The sequence below is a fragment of the Bradyrhizobium sp. UFLA05-153 genome, assembly GCF_054185185.1.
The window spans coordinates 1-15,489 of sequence record NZ_JBBIAM010000101.1; the positions used below are offsets into that span (position 1 = coordinate 1).

Sequence of the window (15,489 nt, forward strand, 5' to 3'; positions counted from 1 at the left end):
GCTCCAGCACGACATTCTTCTGCTCCCGAGTGTGAAAAAGAGAAGGGCAAGCCCGATCGGCCACCAGATGATGAAGCCCAGGATGGTCACGGCAATCCAGCCGGGATGCCAGGGCGTATCGAGCATGTGGGGGCGGTAGTAGGGGTCGTCCGAGGGGCCGCGCCATCGATTGACATCAGCGGTGTAGGCCATTTCCCATCTCCATCACGGCTGTCACGCCGTTGTGAATGTAAATAACATTTACATAGGTAGCCGATCCCGCGGTTTTGTCAAGCCGGCCACCAGACAGGCCCGCCGATTTATTTGCGCAACTTTATTTCAGCTTGCCCCAGGGGCCGCCCGGAGAGGTGGCCGAACCGGAGGATGCCTCCGGCGGCACCGGCGGCGGCTCCGCGCCTTTCGCCGTACGACGGTCGATCGGGAAGCCAAGGCCGCGCAGATAGATCAGCACCTCGGCTTCGAGCAGCTCATCCGGCGTCATCGGCAGCTTGCGCCGGGCGGCATCGCCGCGGGAGAACAGCGAGGCGACGCCATGCGACATCGACCAGATGTGCAGCGCCATCATCATCGCCGGCGGCCGCGGCGTACCCGGCGGCGTCAACGCTGCGAGGCGCTCTGCAGCCGCACGAATGACGCCGAAAGCGCGCTCGCCTGCTGCCATCAGTGCCGGATTGGCGTCGACGGGCAGGCCGGATTCGAACATTGCGGAATAGAAAGCGGGCTCTTCGCGCGCGAAGGCGAGGTAGGCTTTGCCGACGCGCTCGAACGCCGTGACGGTGTCCGGGCGGCCATCGTCCCAGGCGGCGGTCAGGCGCGCCTCGAACTGCTCGAAGCCACGCTGGGCGATCGAAGAGAGCAACTCGTCGCGGTCGCGAAAATGCCGGTAGGGAGCGGCCGGGCTGACGCCGGCCATCCGCGCGGCATCGGCAAAGGTGAAGCCGGCCGCGCCCTTCTCGGCGATCAGCCCCAGCGCTGCCTGGAGCAACGCCTCCTTCAGATTGCCGTGATGATAGCCGCGCTCGGCGCGGCGCTGCTCGTCCTTGCGCCAGCTCATGTGAATGACTTTTACATGAGCCGGGCGCGAAGGTCACTAGCGCGGGCGGGGATTGATTAACCCCGTAATTTCCACGGTTACGCAGTCATTCCGGGCCGGGCACACCGTCATTCCGGGGGGCGCAAAGCGCAAACGCGGAATGACGTGTGGGTGTGTCCGAAGATCGGCTAACCGCCGGGGATCGGCAGCACCGGCATGATCTCGACCCGCTCACCCGGGAAGATCGCAAAATGCGGATGGTTCTCGAACATTTTTGCCGCGGCCTCGTGCGAGGCGGCCTTGACCACGGTGAAGGCGCCCATCTCGTTGGCGATGTCGGCGATACCCCTGGCGTCGACCTTCTTGGTCTTGCCAAGCGGGCCTCCCATGGCCTGGATCGCGCCCTGGTGCTTCTGGACCCAGGCATGCCACGCCGCCATGCCTTCCTTCTCCTTCGCCTTGCGTTCGGCTTCCGGCAGCGCATTCCAGGCGGCCATCTTCGCGCTCTCCTTGCTGCCGAGAAAGACGGCGAGATAGGTGTCGTTGGTGCTCATGAGCTTCACTCCTCCGTTGCGTTAACGCTTTGACGAAAGGCAATCGCGCTGGCTAGCGGCCGGATTGGCTGCCTTTCCGCAGCTCGGCAAAGCCGGCAGCCGCCTCCTGCACATCAGGCGAAAAGTCGGCCATCTCCTGAACCTGGCGGATCTCGATGATCTCGTTGGGCGAGGCTGGGCACTTCTTCGCCCAGGCGATCGCTTCCTCGCGCGAAGCGACCTCGATCATCCAGTAGCCCCCCAAGACTTCCTTGGACTCGGCAAAGGGGCCGTCGGTCACGATCGGCTCGCCGGTCGCAAACGAGACGCGCGCGCCCGCCGAGGGCGGATGCAAACCGTCGAGCGTGATCAGAACGCCGGCATTCTGGAGTGCCTCGTTGTAGCGCATCATGGCGGCGACGCGCTCGGGATCGAGTTGAACGTCCTTCGGCGCGGTCTCGTAGCCGAGCGGGATCATCAGCATCATGAATCGCATAGGGCATCCTCTTATTTTTCGTTACTCCGGGATGCCGTGAGGCGCAGGCCCGGAATGACGATGGGGTTAACTCTTCGCGGCTGCCGCGCGTGTCCGCTCTTCCTGTTCGCGCAGCTCGGGCGTGAAGGCTTCGCCGAAATCCTCCGCCGCAAACACCTGGCGGATCTCGATCTCGGAGCCGGGCTCGAACGGCGCACGCTTCATCCAGGAGAGCGCCTCATCCAGCGACGCGGTCTTGATCAGCCAGAAGCCGGCAACCAGGTCGGAAGAGAGGTCGAACGGGCCGCTTGTGACGCTGGTCTCGCCGCGTCCATATCCGATACGTGCGCCCTTGACGGTCGGATGCAGGCCCTCGCCCGCCTCGATCACACCGGCCTTCGCCATTTCCTCGTTGAACTTGCCCATGGCGGCCAGCATCTCCGTCGACGGCATCTTGCCCGCTTCGGTGTCCCGGTTGGCCTTCACGATCACCATGAAACGCATCGTCATTGCTCCGCTTTCTCCTTGATGTCAGGCCGCGATCACCGGCGCTCATGAATAAGACGAACCGGGCGTTGCGGTCCCGACAGGCGCAGGGAGATTTTTTGCGAGGTGACAGCCGGAAGGCGTAAGCCTCATCCGGAGACGGGTTCCCAGCGCCGCGTCATCTCGCTTCCGCCGTCCGGCAGCGCCTCGAAGATCGCTGACGCCAGCACGGCGTGGACGTGCAGCGTCACGGTTCCCACGTTGCGGAAGCCGTGCTTGCGCCCGGCGGGCACCAGCACCGACTGGCCGGCGATCACCCTTGCGCGCGTCTCCTCGAGCCAGATCTCGGCCTCGCCTTCACGCACCGTCAGCACCTCCTCGACGAAATGGCTGTGCGTCGGCGCGCCGGCGCCGGGGTCGACCCACTGCTCGAAGATGCAGAGCGCGGTGGCGCCGGTGCGGGCCGACGCCAGCATGCGGGTCTTGACGCCTGGCCGCCACTCTTCCAGCGCGCAAGGATCGGTGGGCTGCATGCGGAGGCCTTTCTTGCGGGGGCGAAAGCGCAGTAAAAGACGCGAAGACCGTCCGCCCTGGTGGCCGGCGTTTCGGGTACAGGACAGATTAGCAGATGACTTCAAGCCAGCAAAAGGTTGCCCTCGTCACCGGAGCCGCGCGCGGCATCGGCCTTGCGACGGCCAGGAAATTCCTCGCAGAGGGCTGGTGCGTGGCGCTGCTCGACATCGAGGGAGAGTTGCTGGCGCACGCCGTCGCCGCGATCGGCCAGGGCGAGACGACGCTGGCGCTGACTTGCGACATCTCCGATAGCGCGGCGGTCGGTGCGGCGATGAAGGCGGTCGAACAGCGCTTCGGCCGGCTCGATGCGCTCGTCAACAATGCCGGCATCGCGGTGTTCGCCCCGCTGATGGAGACGTCGGACAAGGACTGGAGTCGCGTGCTCGAGGTCAACCTCACCGGACCCTTCATCGGCACCAAGGCCGCGGTGCCCCTGATGCGCGAGGCCGGCGGCGGCGCCATCGTCAACATCACCTCGATCTCGGCGGTGCGCGCCTCGACGCTGCGCTCAGCCTACGGCACGAGCAAGGCGGGGCTGGCGCATCTGACGAAGCAGCTCGCGGTCGAGCTCGCCGCGCTCAACATCCGCGTCAATGCGGTCGCGCCCGGACCGGTCGATACCGCGATGGCCAAAGAGGTGCACACGCCGGAGATCCGCGCCGACTATCACGATGCCATCCCGCTCAACCGCTATGGCCTGGAAGAGGAACTCGCGGAGGCGATCTTTTTCCTGTGCTCGGATCGATCGAGCTACATTACCGGCCAAATTTTGGCCGTCGATGGCGGCTTCGATGCAGCAGGCATCGGCCTGCCGACGCTGCGCGGACAGCGGAGGAACGGGTAGGTTCCGCTGCGTAGGGTGGGTTAGCGAAGCGTAACCCACCGCATCTCTCTCGGCATGGTGGGTTACGCCTTCGGCTAACCCAGCCTACGATATCGAGCCTGTGGAGCACTGCATGCGACGCATCACCTTGGTCACGGCGTGGATGCTCTCATTCGCATTGCTGGTCGCCTCGCCCGCGTCCGCTGAGATCCGCATCATCCAGTCACCGGGCGGACGAGTTGGGCCGTTCCTCGAACTGTTCGACCAGGTGCGCGAGTCCGGCGAGCGCGTGGTGATCGACGGGCCCTGCCTCTCCGCCTGCACGCTGGTGCTGAGTCTGGTGCCCGGCGAGCGCATCTGCGTCACCAGGCGCGCGGTGCTCGGCTTCCACGCCGCCCGCTCGGTTGACCGGAGCGGCCGCTTCTATGCCGAGCCGGAGGCCTCCGAGGCGGTGCTAGCGGCCTATCCGGCACCGGTGCGCGACTGGATCAGAAGCCGCGGCGGATTGACGTCGCGGCTATTGCTGCTGAAGGGCCGCGACCTCGCCGCAATCTATCCACGGTGCAGGTGACAATCGAATGCGCCACCTTCTCCCGCAAGGGGAGAAGGGAACGCAGCGTGCGCGTGGCAGCAGATCGAATTGCGGGATCACATCCCTTCCGCCGGGCAGTTCACCATCCAGGGAATGCCGAACTGGTCGATGCACATGCCAAAGCCCTTGGCCCAGAACGTCTTGCTGAAGGGCATGGTGACGGTGCCGCCATCGGCGAGCGCGTTGAACTTGCGTTCGGCATCGGCCACGTTGGTGATCGTCAGCGAAATCGCAAAGCCCTGCGGCTTCTGCGAATGCTCCGGCGGCGCGTCAGAGGCCATCAGGACGCTGCCATCGGGAAGCGACATGCGCGCATGCATGATGGTCTTTTCGCGGCCGGGTGCAGCCGGCATCTCCGGAGGGGCGTCGGAGGCGCGCAGCATCGCCTCGACCTTTCCACCGAGCGCGCGCGCATAATAGTTGAACGCGGCTTCGCACTTGTCCTGGTAGAACAGGTATGGATTGAGCATGTGTCTCTCCTTGACGTGAGGCTTCTACTTCTCGGTGAGCTTCTTCAGATTGGCGAGGCCGGTCTCGAAATCCTTGCCGATCATGTTGTCCATGTTGACGAACACCTGCATCAGCTTGGACAGGAACGGGGCCGGACCGTACATCGCCCATGTGACCAGTGTTGCACCGCCTTGCGGCACAAACGTGAACTCGGCGATGTTGTGACCTTCGAACGGACGCTCGAAATCGAGCTTGATGCGGAGTTTCGACGGTGTGCTCGCTTCGAGAATTTCCATTCGTCCGGCGCCGATGTCCTTGTTCCCGTCCCAGGCATAGGTCGCGCCCCCGCCCTGCGCGGTCCCGCCGAAGGTGCGCTTCATGCCGGGATCGCGCCCTTCGTAGGGCGACCAGCTCGTCCAGCGCTGGAAATCGGCGATCAGGGGGTAAATGGCATCGGCAGGCGCCTTGACGGCGAGCGTGCGTTCGACGCGAAACATGTCCGGCTTGGTGGCGGCGAAGACCAGAATGCCGGCGATGCCGGCGGCAAGCACAAGGGCGATAATGGCAACAGCTTTCAGCATGACGGGCTCCCTTCGACTGGCCTAAGGACGAAGGGAGCGGTGCGAGACCGACAGGTGCGGGGAGAATTTTTCTCGCCGACTTTTTGGTGTCATTCCGGGGCGGTCCGCAGGACCGAACCCGGAATCCCGAGATTCCGGATTCGATGCTTCGCATCGCCCCCGAATGACCCCAACGGCATCACTTCGCCTTCGCGCCCTCTTTGGACGCCTTTGGCTGGCTGTCCCTGATCAGGCGATCGAGATGCATGCGGATGTGGGCGGCCTCGGCCGAGGTGTTGGCGAGCGCAATCGCGCGGTCGAAGGCGACGCGGGCCTCGTCGTTGCGGCCGAGCTGCATCAGGAAGGCGCCGCGCACGCCGTAGAAGTGGAAATAGTTGGCAAGCTTCGGCGCTAGGGGCTCGATCAGTGCGAGCGCTGCTTCCGCGCCGCGCACCTTGGAGACCGCGACCGCGCGGTTGAGCGTCACCACCGGAGAGGGCTGCACGAGCTCGAGCGCTCCATAGAGCAGGTCGATCTGCGCCCAGTCGGTTTCCTCGGGCGTCGCGGCGCGGGCATGTAGCGCCGCGATCGCCGCCTGGATCTGATACGGCCCGCTCCTGCGATGGCGCATCGCCTTGTCGATCAGCGCGAGCCCCTCGGCGATCATGGTGCTGCTCCACAGCGAGCGGTTCTGATCCTCGAGCAGGATCAGCGAGCCGTCGGCTGCAAAGCGCGCCGCGCTGCGCGCATGCTGCAACAGCAACAGCGCGGTCAGCCCCATGATCTCCGGCTCGCCTGGAAACAGCCGCAACAACAGCCGCGCCAGCCGGATCGCCTCCTCGCATAGGGGTTTTCGGATCTCGGCGGTGTCGCCGCTCGCCGAATAGCCTTCGTTGAAGATCAGGTAGACAATCGCGGCAACGGCTGCGAGCCGCTCGCCGCGCTCGACCGCGCCGGGTGTCTCGAACGGCACGCCGGCATCGGCGATCTTGGCCTTGGCGCGGGTGATGCGCTGCTCCATCGCCGCTTCCGAGACCAGGAAGGCGCGCGCGATCTGCTTCACGGTGAGGCCGGAGACGATGCGCAGTGCGAGTGCGATCTGCTGTGTCGCCGGCAGATCCGGATGACAGCAGATGAACATCAGCCGCAAAATGTCGTCGCGATAGTGCGAGCCGTCGAGCCGCTCGGCAAGCTTCCCTTCGGCATCGTCGAGATCGGAGATCGCCTGGTCGTCCTCGGGTAACGGCTCCTGCTTGCGCGCGCGGCGTACCTCGTCGATCGCGACGTTGCGGCCGACCATGATCAGCCAGGCTGCGGGATCGCGTGGCGGCCCGTTCTGCGGCCAGGTCTTCAGCGCGCGCAGGCAGGCATTCTGGAACGCTTCTTCCGCGGTATCGAGATCGCGGAAATAGCGCAGCAGCGCGCCCACCGCCTGGGGCCGCGCCGAGGTCAGCGCGGTCTCGATCCAGGCGGCATCGGTCTCGCTCACGTCAAATTCCCTCCCGGCCTGAACACACCGACGGGACGCACCTCATAGGCGCCGCCGGGATTGGCCGCGCCGAGATCGCGCGCGACGTCGAGCGCGTCGTCGAGGTTCTTGCAATCGACGATGTAGAAGCCGAGCAACTGCTCCTTGGTCTCGGCATAGGGACCGTCGAGCACCAGCGGCGGGTCTTCCTTCCGCAGCGTCGCCGCCGCCGTGGTGGGCAGGAGCCGCGCGACGGGACCGAGGCGTCCCTGCTTGGTGAGCTTGTCCTGCACCACGGCGAGCTTTTTCATCACGGCTTCGTCCTGCTCCTTGCTCCAGGAGCCGACGAAATCCTCATCGTGGTAGCAAAGGATGGCATAGAGCATGGGTACGTCCTGTTTTCTCTTATTATGAAGACGATGCACTATGCCCTGCCCCGACACGACTTGCGGAAATTTTTTGCAGGAAATGTCCGCGCGTTCGTGCCAAGGAGGGCCCTGAACGGGAACTCGATGGGACATGACGAATGACTAAGGGCGCGCTGGCACTCCTGATCAACAGCAAGCAGCAGAACTGGCTGCCGGAACGCTGGAAAGCGCGTTTTGAAGCGGTCTGCGGCGACCGGCGCGTGGTGCTGCTGCCTGATACGGAGCTCGACCCGGCCGAGGTGCACTATGCCGCGGTGTGGAAGCCGGTTCCGGGCGATCTCAAGTCTTTCCCGAACCTGCGCGCGATCTTCAATCTCGGCGCCGGCGTCGACGCGCTGATGGCGGACAAGAGCCTGCCGGACGTACCGCTGGTCCGCGTCGCCGTGCCCGATCTCACCGGACGCATGACCGAATATGTCGTGCTTCACGTGCTGATGCATCATCGACAGGAGCTTTACCTGCGGCAGTCACAGCGCGAGAAAGCCTGGGACCCGAAACACCAATGGCCGGCGAACGCGGTCACGGTCGGCATCATGGGGCTCGGCACGCTGGGCGCGGACGCGGCCGACGTGCTGCGCCGGCTCGGCTTCCGCGTGGTGGGCTGGAGCCGTAGCCCGCGAAGCGTCGATGGCGTAGAGTCTTTCCACGGCGCGGGCCAGATGGACGCGTTCCTGCGCGCGACCGACATTCTGGTCTGCCTGTTGCCGCTGACGCCACAGACGCATGGCATCCTCAACCGCGAGGTCTTTACGAAGCTCAATCGTAACAGTCCGCTCGGCGCGCCGGTCTTGATCAATGCAGGCCGCGGCGGGTTGCAGAATGAGGAGGACATCCTCGCCTGCCTCGACGACGGCACGCTCGGTGCCGCCTCGCTCGACGTGTTCGTCGAGGAGCCGCTGCCGGCGGCGAGCCGCTTCTGGAGCCATCCGAAGGTGGTGGTGACGCCGCACAACGCGGCCGATACCGATGCGGATGCAATCTCGGCCTATGTCGCGGAGCAGATCGCGCGTTTCGAGGCCGGCTCCGCGCTGGAGAATGTGGTGGATCGGGCGCGCGGATATTGAAACGCCGGCCGACGCGCGTCTTTGCCCTAGCGGCGAGCGCCGAAAGCTAGCGGCGATGCGCCGGGCGGCAGCGGCGAATTGATGTCGCTGTCGACCAGTCCGGACGACTGCTGGGTGAAGCTCGCGCCGAACGACAGGCTGAGATTCGACGTCGGGCGGAATTCGATTCCCGCATTGGCGCGATAGCCGCCCGGCAGCGTCGGCGAGGTGGAGTCGAAGGGCGTGATCGGACCGCCGGTCCCGAGATTGTATTTCAAAGTGTCGAAGCCGGTATAGATCGTGACCGGCGCATTCGTGAAGTTGTAGCCGAACCTTACGCCCTCGGACGAGAGCGAGCCGTAATTGCCGAACGCCCTCGCCTGATCGAAGCCATTCATGCTCCACGCCGTGCTGCCGCGTGAGCTGCTGAGAAACCAGCCCTTTGGGAACTTGGACTGCGGATCGCTGGCGTCGAAAGCCGGATTGTCGCTCCAGCCCATCAGCCAGCCCGAGTTCATGTAGGGCACGGGGGCGGCCTGGGCATGGGCCGTTCGCTCGCCCAGACAGAGCGCAACCAGGACCAGTGCGAGAGCCAAACCACGTGCGAAACTGAACATTCGTGACACCATCGAGTGTTCTGAAACTATACGCTTTCGGTATCGCGAAAGCCAGAACTGCGCCCGGCGCCTGCCTGAGAGAAGCAGGGCCGCAACGTGGTTATGGGGCGCCCGGATCGGCGCTCCGCTTCGCTGCGCTTGTCCGGGACGGGTGCTTTGACGCCAACCGTCTCCCGAATTGTGCGGCACAGAGCCGCGTCCCTCCCTGTTCACCCTCTCTTAGCAGGAAATTGATAGTCGTTTTTGACCAACATGGAAGGAACGAGCAGGACATGCGGGCGACCCTTGGGCTCAGAATGCGGATCACGGTCGCCCTGGCGGTTACGGCGGCTGCGACCGCCCTGTTCGCCGTTCTCGGCGCGATGTGGATCATCTCCGGCATCATCGATCGCGCCGACCAGCGCGAGCTGCGCAGCCATTACGATGCCCTGCAATCACGCATCGCCGAGGAATCCCGCCGCGCCGCGGCGATGAGCGCCGTCGTTGCCGCCATGCCGGCAACGCAGGAGGCCATGGCAGGGCAGGACCGCGACATGCTGGTGCGCCTGTTCGGACCGGTCTTCGCCGCCACCAAGTCGGACTACGGCGTCGATCAATTCCAGTTTCACGTGCCGCCGGCGACGTCGTTCCTGCGTGTGCATCAGGCGGCAAAATTTGGCGACGACCTCTCCTCCTTCCGCAAGACCGTCGTGATCGCCAACCAGGAGCGCAAGGTGGTCGTCGGCCTCGAAGGCGGCCAGGCCGGGCTGGGCATCCGCGGCGTGGTACCGATCGCGCACGACGGCAAGCATCTCGGCACCGTCGAGTTCGGGCTGACCTTCGGCCAGCCCTTTCTGGACGACTTCAAGTCCAATCGCCACGTCGACGTCGCCTTCCATCTCGCCGACGGCAGCGGCTTCAGGCTATTCGGCGGAACGCTGAAGGGACAGACCTTCTTCGAAGTTGCCGACTACGGCCGCGCGGCCGAAGGCGTCTTCACGGTCCGCCAAGCAAAGCTCGACGGCGCGCCGGTGGCCGCGCTGCTCGGACCGATCAAGGATTTTTCCGGCAAGCCGCTCGGCGCGGTGGAGCTGGTGATGGACAATGCCGAGTATGAGGCGTCCCTGGACCGCGCGCGATGGCTCGCGCTCGGCATCGCCGCCCTCGGGCTCGTGCTCGCCGCGATCGTCGGCTACCTCATCGCACGGAGCATTTCGCGACCGATCCTGTCCATCACCTCGGCGATGCGAGAACTCGCGGACGGACGGCTCGACGTCGCAATTCCCCTCGGCAAATCGAATGACGAGGTGGGCGCGATGGTGAAGGCGGTCGCGGTGTTCCGCGACAACGCCGTCAGCTTCAACCGCCTCCAGGCCGAACAGCTTGAAGCCAAGGCGCAGTCCGAAGAGGAGAAGCGGCGCGCCTTTGCAGCGCTCGCCGACAATTTCGAGGCCAGCATTCGCGATGTCGTCAACACGGTATCGTCGGCCGCGGTCGAGATGGAGCAGACGGCCCGCTCAATGTCCGACATCGTCGAGCAATCGCGACATCAGACGCGCGCAGTCTCGTCGGCCTCGGCGCTGGCCTCGGAGAACGTCCAGACGGTGGCAGCCGCCGCTGAGGAGCTGTCGTCATCGATGACCGAGATCAGCCGCCGCCTCGCGCTTGCCACCGAGGTCGTCGGCCGCGCCGCGAGCGACGGACGGCAGTCCAATGCGCGCGTGCAGAGCCTTGCCGATGCCGCACAGAAGATCGGCGATGTCGTCTCGTTCATCAATGGCATTGCTGGCCAGACCAATCTGCTCGCGCTCAACGCAACGATCGAAGCGGCACGCGCCGGCGAAGCTGGGAGAGGCTTTGCGGTGGTGGCATCCGAGGTCAAGGCGCTGGCGACGCAAACCGCAAAGGCGACGGAGGAGATCGGCGCCCAGGTGACCGCCGTGCAAGGCGAGACAACTGGCGCGGTCCAGGGCATCCAGTCGATCTGCGCGACGATCCAGCAGGTCGACGAGATCTCGGCCGCGATCGCGGCAGCGGTAGGCCAGCAGGGTACGGCGACGCAGGAGATCGCGCAGAACGTCCAGCAGGCGGCAGCTCGTACCGGCGAGGTCTCGCAAAACATCGCCGGCGTCACCGAGGGCATCGCCGCGACGGGGTCGGCGGCGCAGGAGGTGCTGGGTTCGGCTGTCGAGCTCTCCCGCCAGTCGCAACGTCTGCGCGACGAGGTCGATCGCTTCCTCGCGCATATCCGGGCGGCGTAGTCGGCGGCTGACCGGCGCATACTGCGGAGCGCGAAAGGGGCGGCGCATAGCGCGCCAAGGACGACACCGGGGAGAGAGCTCCCCTCGCCCCAGTCAGAGATCGACGACGATATAGGTATCCTCGACCGTCACGGGATATCGTTCGGCCACGTAGGGGCCCATCACGAGATCGCCGCCCGCTTCACGTTTGACCTCGAAGCTTCGCACCCTGGTGCGGCGCGGATCGCACCAGGATTGGCCCGTCGCCATGTCGAACTCCCAGCCGTGCCAGGGACAGCGCAAGAATTCGCCGCGGCGCTCCAGGCGGTAGTCGCCGGGACCCGACGACTGGCTGAGGCCGGTGACAACGCCGGAGCAGATCGCAGCCCCGCCATGCGGACAGCGGTTGAGCAGCGCGTGCAGGCGCCCCTCGACATTGAACACGCCGATCTCGCGCCCGTCGATGACGACGACCTTGCGCGTGCCGGGCGGCAGTTCGGCGGCCGGACAGACCACATGGCGGCTCATGTGAGGCGATACAATGCCATCGCATTGTCCCTGAATATCTTGCGGCGCTGCTCCTCGGTCATCGGGAATTTGAAAGCAAAGGACGGATTGTCATAGTCCCAGTGCGGATAGTCCGACGAATAGAGCAGCCGGTCCCAGCCGATCCAATCGATGATCTCGACGATGTGGCGCGACTGCGCCGGCTCCTCGATCGGCTGCGTCGTCCACCAGATGTGCTCGCGCAGATATTCGGAGGGACGCCGCTTGAGATGCGCCACCTCCTTGCGGAATTTCTCGAAATGCTTGTCCATGCGCCAGGCCAGCGCCGGCGCCCAGCCGAACCCGCCCTCGACCAGCACGACCTTCAGTTTCGGGAAACGCTCGAACACGCCCTCGATGATCAGGCTGGCGGCAAGCGCCTCCATGCAGGCCACGAAGACATAATGCTCCTGCAAATAGAAAGTCGGCCAACCGGAGCCGGTGGAGGGATGGCCGCCATTGTAGCCGACCGGATGCAGGCCAATCGGCAGGCCGGCGCGTTCCGCCGCCTCATAGATCGGCCAGTAGCGTCGATGGCCCAGCGGATCTGACGGCCGCGACGACAGCATGATCTGCACATAGCGCCGATCGCCGGCGCAACGTTCGATCTCAGCGACGGCTGCCTCGGGAAACTCCTGCGGCACGACGATGCCGGCGCGAAGCCGCGGTTCCTCGCGCACCCAGCGGTCGATCTGCCAATCATTGGTGGCGCGCGACAGCGCCGCCGCAAGACCGGGATTGCGCTCCTCCATGCCGCCCTTGCTGAGCGCCATCAACAGGCCGAACTCGACATTGACGGGATCGAGATGCTGTTTGCGCAGGAGATCGAGATCGGACCCCGCAGGGCCGCCATTCTCAGGAAGCGAATCGGCGCGCATGCCGCCAGCCATCATGCGCGGATACATCAGCGCGTTCGGCAGCGCCTGCCGCACATGCACGCCATGTGTCTGGTAGTGCTCACGCCAGCGCGGCTCGAGGTAGGGCAAGAGTTCGCCGGGTGTGCGGTGCGCCGGATGGATGTCGCAATCGACGACCGCGAGCGTCTGCCGGGCTTTCTGTTCGATGAAAGGTGCATTCATCGCACGTCCTCCTTCGCCTGCTCGGCGGCGAGTGTGGTCGCGACCTGCGCCAGACGAGGATAGGTTTCCAGCGCATTCGCCACGAGGATTTTCATGAGCGAGTGCGGCGACAACCCGTCCGGCAGCACGTCAGCGCCGTCGAACTGCCAGTGCGGATAGTCGGTGGAGAACAGCAGCACCTGATCGGTACCGATGCGGTCGATCGTTTGCCCAACCGCCGTCGCGTCGGGCGCATCGAACGGCTGGATGGTGAAGCGCAGATGCTCGCGGATGATCTCCGACGGCCAGCGGTCGACCCAGGGCACTTCCGGCCGCGCACCACGCCAGGTCTTGTCGGTGCGCCACATGGTCATCGGCAGCCAGCTCACGCCGGACTCGAGCATCACCACCTTTAGCCGTGGAAAGCGGTGGAACACGCCCTCGACGACGAGGCTGATCGTCTGGTTGGCGAAGGCCTGTGCCTGCGCCACGTAATCTTCGAACTGAAAGGACGGCCAGCCCACGATCGTCGGCGCGTAGCGATAGGTGCTGCCCGCGTGCACGGCAACGACGAGCCCGTGCCGTTCTGCCGCCTCATACAGTGGAAAGAACTCGCGCCGGCCGAGCAGCTTTTCGCCCATCACCGGCAGCAGCACCTGCACAAAGCGTTGGTCGGGCGCCAGGCGCTCGATCTCGGTAACGGCCTGCGCCGGATCCTGCGGCGTCACCAGGATCGAGCCGCGCAGCCGCGGCTCACGATCCAGCCATGCCGCGCGTAGCCAGTCATTCACGGCACGACAGATCGCCGCCGCCATGTCGTCGTTGTGGAGCGCGATCGCGCCGTGCATCACATTGGCGATGCCGAAATAAAGACCAAAGGCGTCGAGGACATCAGTGCGCAGAGTGTCGAGTTCGCTCCGTCCGGTCTGCGCCGCGCGCCAGTCGGCTCGCGCGCTGACAGGCGCATTCGGCGGATAGCTCATCATGGCGAACGACATGCGGTCGATCGCACGGTTGGTGATCTGGTCGCGCCAGTAATCATCGAGGTAGGGCAGCAACTGCGCCATGCTGGGCATGGGCGGATGCAGGTCGCAATCGATCGCTCCTGCGAACGGTATTCTCATCTTCGGCCTCCGTTGCTTCGCGCGATTGCGGCTAGGCTGTTGCCGCCTGGTCGATCTTGCGCGCCGCCGCGCTTTGCTTGCGTTGGGAGATCCCCAGCGCCAGGACGCAAGCCGCCACCACCAGGGGCGGCAGTGCGGCGAGCAGGAACAGGCTCGAGAACGGCAGCTGCTGCGCGATAAGGATCCCGGCGACCAGCGGTCCGCTGATCGAGCCGATCTTGGCGACCGACAAGGCCCAGCCGACGGCCGTCGTGCGGTTGGTGCTGGAATAGAACTGGCCGACCGAGCTGTTCAGGCCCTGGTGACCGCCCACCACGAAGAAGCCGACGCAGACCATCGTCGCGAGGTAGGTGCTGTCACCAAGTCCGGCCCAGCCGAGCGAAGCGACCAGCGGCGAGGCAATCAGCGGCACGATCGCAATGGCGATGACGCCGAACCGGTCGAGCACCCGGCCAATGGTGAGGCCGCCGACGGCGCCTCCGAGGCTAAACACGGTCAGGCCCATGGCGGCCTGCGCGGGCGTATGCCCGGACGCCTCCGCCAGGATCGGCGTCCAGCTGTTGAGGAAGAACATCGTGATCGAGCTTGCGATGTAGGCCACCCACAGGAACGGCGTGATGACCGCAAGCCGTCCGTCGAACAGCGTGGCGAGCTGCGACACGAGCCCCGTGCCGGCGCTGCCAGCGGAAGCTTCATCGCGAAGGACGAAGTGCGTCGTCGCGTGCGCCTGGAGCGAGGGCTCGATCCGGTTCAGGATGCGCGCGACTTCCGCGGGCTCGCGATTGCGCACCACGAGGAACTTGATCGATTCCGGAAGCGCGAAGTAACACAGCGCGGCCCCGAGGAGCGGCAGCACGCCGCCGATCCAGAATACGATGGTCCAGCCAAACTGCGGCACGAGACCGGCGGCGATGAAGCCACCGATGCTGCTGCCCGCGACATAGCCAACCATGATGATTGCGACCGCCGTGCCGCGATAGCGGCTCGGCGCATATTCGAGGTTGAGCGCATAGCACAGAGGCGACAAGCCGCCGATGCCGATGCCGGCGAGGAAGCGAAGCACGATCAGGCTCGTGATGTCGCTCGCCCATACCGTCGCCAGCGTGAAGCTGCCGAACACCAGCATCGAAGCGACGATCGATAGCCGGCGGCCGATGCGGTCGCCGAGCGATCCGAACACGAGGCCGCCGACGAGAATGCCGAAAATACCGGCGCTGAAGACGATCCCGAGCGCGGCCCGCTGGATGCCCCAGGCGCGGATGATCGACGGTGCGGCGAAGGCCATCGCCTGGAGGTCGTAACCATCCAGGAACATCATCGTCGTCGACAGGATCAGGACCGTCAGGACCAGGCCGTTACGGCGCTGGCGCTCGATGACATCAGTGACATCGATGACGTCGGGTGCGCTCATTGCTCGTTCCTCCGCGTTGCCGTTTCGCTTGTTCTGGTGACGGCTTATCG

19 protein-coding genes are annotated in these 15,489 nt (G+C 65.2%); 4 read left to right on the plus strand and 15 right to left on the minus strand.

Annotation, left to right across the window (positions count from 1 at the left end; translation table 11 throughout):
- From Q2941_RS38455 to Q2941_RS38480, 6 genes are all read right to left on the minus strand, one after another.
- Nucleotides 1-192: DUF2852 domain-containing protein (locus Q2941_RS38455; RefSeq protein WP_458195744.1), on the minus strand; the 192-nt coding region annotated here is incomplete at its 3' end.
- Between the two features lie 121 nt (nucleotides 193-313).
- The gene (locus Q2941_RS38460; protein WP_027521896.1) at nucleotides 314-1,054 is read right to left on the minus strand and encodes a TetR/AcrR family transcriptional regulator; all 741 of its coding nucleotides are present in this window, start codon (nucleotides 1,052-1,054) and stop codon (nucleotides 314-316) included.
- A gap of 167 nt (nucleotides 1,055-1,221) precedes the next feature.
- A complete protein-coding gene (locus tag Q2941_RS38465) occupies nucleotides 1,222-1,587 on the minus strand; it encodes a hypothetical protein (protein WP_254109059.1) in 366 nt (121 codons plus the stop codon).
- 52 nt (nucleotides 1,588-1,639) lie between these two features.
- Nucleotides 1,640-2,062, minus strand: coding sequence for a YciI family protein (locus Q2941_RS38470; RefSeq protein ID WP_027521894.1), 423 nt, complete (start codon nucleotides 2,060-2,062; stop codon nucleotides 1,640-1,642).
- Between the two features lie 66 nt (nucleotides 2,063-2,128).
- On the minus strand, nucleotides 2,129-2,545 hold the full coding sequence (locus Q2941_RS38475; RefSeq protein ID WP_254113475.1) for a YciI family protein: 417 nt from the start codon (nucleotides 2,543-2,545) through the stop codon (nucleotides 2,129-2,131).
- A gap of 131 nt (nucleotides 2,546-2,676) precedes the next feature.
- Complete coding sequence (locus Q2941_RS38480) at nucleotides 2,677-3,060, minus strand: cupin domain-containing protein (protein WP_458195745.1); 384 nt, start codon at nucleotides 3,058-3,060, stop codon at nucleotides 2,677-2,679.
- A gap of 95 nt (nucleotides 3,061-3,155) precedes the next feature.
- On the opposite strand from Q2941_RS38480, the gene Q2941_RS38485 reads away from it, so the two are divergent.
- Together Q2941_RS38485 and Q2941_RS38490 are read left to right on the plus strand one after the other, a co-directional pair.
- The gene (locus Q2941_RS38485; protein ID WP_458195746.1) at nucleotides 3,156-3,944 is read left to right on the plus strand and encodes an SDR family NAD(P)-dependent oxidoreductase; all 789 of its coding nucleotides are present in this window, start codon (nucleotides 3,156-3,158) and stop codon (nucleotides 3,942-3,944) included.
- 112 nt (nucleotides 3,945-4,056) lie between these two features.
- Nucleotides 4,057-4,494 carry a hypothetical protein gene (locus Q2941_RS38490; RefSeq protein ID WP_027521890.1) on the plus strand — a complete coding sequence of 146 codons (438 nt, stop codon included), beginning with the start codon at nucleotides 4,057-4,059 and terminating at the stop codon, nucleotides 4,492-4,494.
- A gap of 77 nt (nucleotides 4,495-4,571) precedes the next feature.
- Here the strand turns inward: Q2941_RS38490 and Q2941_RS38495 are convergent, their stop codons facing one another.
- The 4 genes from Q2941_RS38495 to Q2941_RS38510 all read right to left on the minus strand — a co-directional run bounded on the left by Q2941_RS38495 (nucleotide 4,572) and on the right by Q2941_RS38510 (nucleotide 7,379).
- Nucleotides 4,572-4,985: a VOC family protein gene (locus Q2941_RS38495; protein WP_027521889.1), complete on the minus strand. Its 414-nt coding sequence runs from the start codon at nucleotides 4,983-4,985 to the stop codon at nucleotides 4,572-4,574.
- Between the two features lie 24 nt (nucleotides 4,986-5,009).
- Complete coding sequence (locus Q2941_RS38500; protein ID WP_458195747.1) at nucleotides 5,010-5,546, minus strand: SRPBCC family protein; 537 nt, start codon at nucleotides 5,544-5,546, stop codon at nucleotides 5,010-5,012.
- 178 nt (nucleotides 5,547-5,724) lie between these two features.
- A complete protein-coding gene (locus tag Q2941_RS38505; protein ID WP_254109064.1) occupies nucleotides 5,725-7,014 on the minus strand; it encodes an RNA polymerase sigma factor in 1,290 nt (429 codons plus the stop codon).
- On the minus strand, nucleotides 7,011-7,379 hold the full coding sequence (locus tag Q2941_RS38510) for a YciI family protein (RefSeq protein WP_027521886.1): 369 nt from the start codon (nucleotides 7,377-7,379) through the stop codon (nucleotides 7,011-7,013). The genes Q2941_RS38505 and Q2941_RS38510 overlap by 4 nt, the downstream gene beginning before the upstream one ends.
- A gap of 140 nt (nucleotides 7,380-7,519) precedes the next feature.
- On the opposite strand from Q2941_RS38510, the gene Q2941_RS38515 reads away from it, so the two are divergent.
- Nucleotides 7,520-8,485, plus strand: coding sequence for a 2-hydroxyacid dehydrogenase (locus tag Q2941_RS38515; RefSeq protein ID WP_458195748.1), 966 nt, complete (start codon nucleotides 7,520-7,522; stop codon nucleotides 8,483-8,485).
- Between the two features lie 26 nt (nucleotides 8,486-8,511).
- Here the strand turns inward: Q2941_RS38515 and Q2941_RS38520 are convergent, their stop codons facing one another.
- On the minus strand, nucleotides 8,512-9,081 hold the full coding sequence (locus tag Q2941_RS38520; protein ID WP_027521884.1) for a hypothetical protein: 570 nt from the start codon (nucleotides 9,079-9,081) through the stop codon (nucleotides 8,512-8,514).
- A gap of 272 nt (nucleotides 9,082-9,353) precedes the next feature.
- Here Q2941_RS38520 and Q2941_RS38525 point away from each other — a divergent pair, with 272 nt between their 5' ends.
- Nucleotides 9,354-11,321 carry a methyl-accepting chemotaxis protein gene (locus tag Q2941_RS38525; RefSeq protein WP_458195749.1) on the plus strand — a complete coding sequence of 656 codons (1,968 nt, stop codon included), beginning with the start codon at nucleotides 9,354-9,356 and terminating at the stop codon, nucleotides 11,319-11,321.
- A gap of 93 nt (nucleotides 11,322-11,414) precedes the next feature.
- Here the strand turns inward: Q2941_RS38525 and Q2941_RS38530 are convergent, their stop codons facing one another.
- Genes Q2941_RS38530 through Q2941_RS38545 form a run of 4 tightly spaced genes read right to left on the minus strand, consistent with a single transcriptional unit; the run spans nucleotide 11,415 to nucleotide 15,439 of the window.
- A complete protein-coding gene (locus tag Q2941_RS38530) occupies nucleotides 11,415-11,828 on the minus strand; it encodes a Rieske (2Fe-2S) protein (protein ID WP_027521882.1) in 414 nt (137 codons plus the stop codon).
- Complete coding sequence (locus Q2941_RS38535) at nucleotides 11,825-12,925, minus strand: amidohydrolase family protein (protein WP_458195750.1); 1,101 nt, start codon at nucleotides 12,923-12,925, stop codon at nucleotides 11,825-11,827. Before Q2941_RS38535 ends, Q2941_RS38530 begins: the two co-directional genes overlap by 4 nt.
- Nucleotides 12,922-14,028, minus strand: a complete 1,107-nt coding sequence (locus tag Q2941_RS38540; protein ID WP_458195751.1) for an amidohydrolase family protein — start codon at nucleotides 14,026-14,028, stop codon at nucleotides 12,922-12,924. The genes Q2941_RS38535 and Q2941_RS38540 overlap by 4 nt, the downstream gene beginning before the upstream one ends.
- Nucleotides 14,029-14,059: 31 nt before the next feature.
- On the minus strand, nucleotides 14,060-15,439 hold the full coding sequence (locus Q2941_RS38545; protein WP_254109067.1) for an MFS transporter: 1,380 nt from the start codon (nucleotides 15,437-15,439) through the stop codon (nucleotides 14,060-14,062).
- Between the last annotated feature and the right edge of the window lie 50 nt (nucleotides 15,440-15,489).

What these genes read in the sequence shown, in the direction of transcription:
- Q2941_RS38465 (WP_254109059.1), bottom strand. Translation starts at nt 1,587, where the DNA reads ATGAGCACCAACGACACCTATCTCGCCGTCTTTCTCGGCAGCAAGGAG.
- Q2941_RS38460 (WP_027521896.1), bottom strand. Translation starts at nt 1,054, where the DNA reads ATGAGCTGGCGCAAGGACGAGCAGCGCCGCGCCGAGCGCGGCTATCAT.
- Q2941_RS38520 (WP_027521884.1), bottom strand. Translation starts at nt 9,081, where the DNA reads ATGTTCAGTTTCGCACGTGGTTTGGCTCTCGCACTGGTCCTGGTTGCG.
- Q2941_RS38540 (WP_458195751.1), bottom strand. Translation starts at nt 14,028, where the DNA reads ATGAGAATACCGTTCGCAGGAGCGATCGATTGCGACCTGCATCCGCCC.
- Q2941_RS38545 (WP_254109067.1), bottom strand. Translation starts at nt 15,439, where the DNA reads ATGAGCGCACCCGACGTCATCGATGTCACTGATGTCATCGAGCGCCAG.
- Q2941_RS38535 (WP_458195750.1), bottom strand. Translation starts at nt 12,925, where the DNA reads ATGAATGCACCTTTCATCGAACAGAAAGCCCGGCAGACGCTCGCGGTC.
- Q2941_RS38510 (WP_027521886.1), bottom strand. Translation starts at nt 7,379, where the DNA reads ATGCTCTATGCCATCCTTTGCTACCACGATGAGGATTTCGTCGGCTCC.
- Q2941_RS38470 (WP_027521894.1), bottom strand. Translation starts at nt 2,062, where the DNA reads ATGCGATTCATGATGCTGATGATCCCGCTCGGCTACGAGACCGCGCCG.
- Q2941_RS38480 (WP_458195745.1), bottom strand. Translation starts at nt 3,060, where the DNA reads ATGCAGCCCACCGATCCTTGCGCGCTGGAAGAGTGGCGGCCAGGCGTC.
- Q2941_RS38495 (WP_027521889.1), bottom strand. Translation starts at nt 4,985, where the DNA reads ATGCTCAATCCATACCTGTTCTACCAGGACAAGTGCGAAGCCGCGTTC.
- Q2941_RS38525 (WP_458195749.1), top strand. Translation starts at nt 9,354, where the DNA reads ATGCGGGCGACCCTTGGGCTCAGAATGCGGATCACGGTCGCCCTGGCG.
- Q2941_RS38490 (WP_027521890.1), top strand. Translation starts at nt 4,057, where the DNA reads ATGCGACGCATCACCTTGGTCACGGCGTGGATGCTCTCATTCGCATTG.
- Q2941_RS38485 (WP_458195746.1), top strand. Translation starts at nt 3,156, where the DNA reads ATGACTTCAAGCCAGCAAAAGGTTGCCCTCGTCACCGGAGCCGCGCGC.
- Q2941_RS38530 (WP_027521882.1), bottom strand. Translation starts at nt 11,828, where the DNA reads ATGAGCCGCCATGTGGTCTGTCCGGCCGCCGAACTGCCGCCCGGCACG.
- Q2941_RS38475 (WP_254113475.1), bottom strand. Translation starts at nt 2,545, where the DNA reads ATGCGTTTCATGGTGATCGTGAAGGCCAACCGGGACACCGAAGCGGGC.
- Q2941_RS38515 (WP_458195748.1), top strand. Translation starts at nt 7,520, where the DNA reads ATGACTAAGGGCGCGCTGGCACTCCTGATCAACAGCAAGCAGCAGAAC.
- Q2941_RS38500 (WP_458195747.1), bottom strand. Translation starts at nt 5,546, where the DNA reads ATGCTGAAAGCTGTTGCCATTATCGCCCTTGTGCTTGCCGCCGGCATC.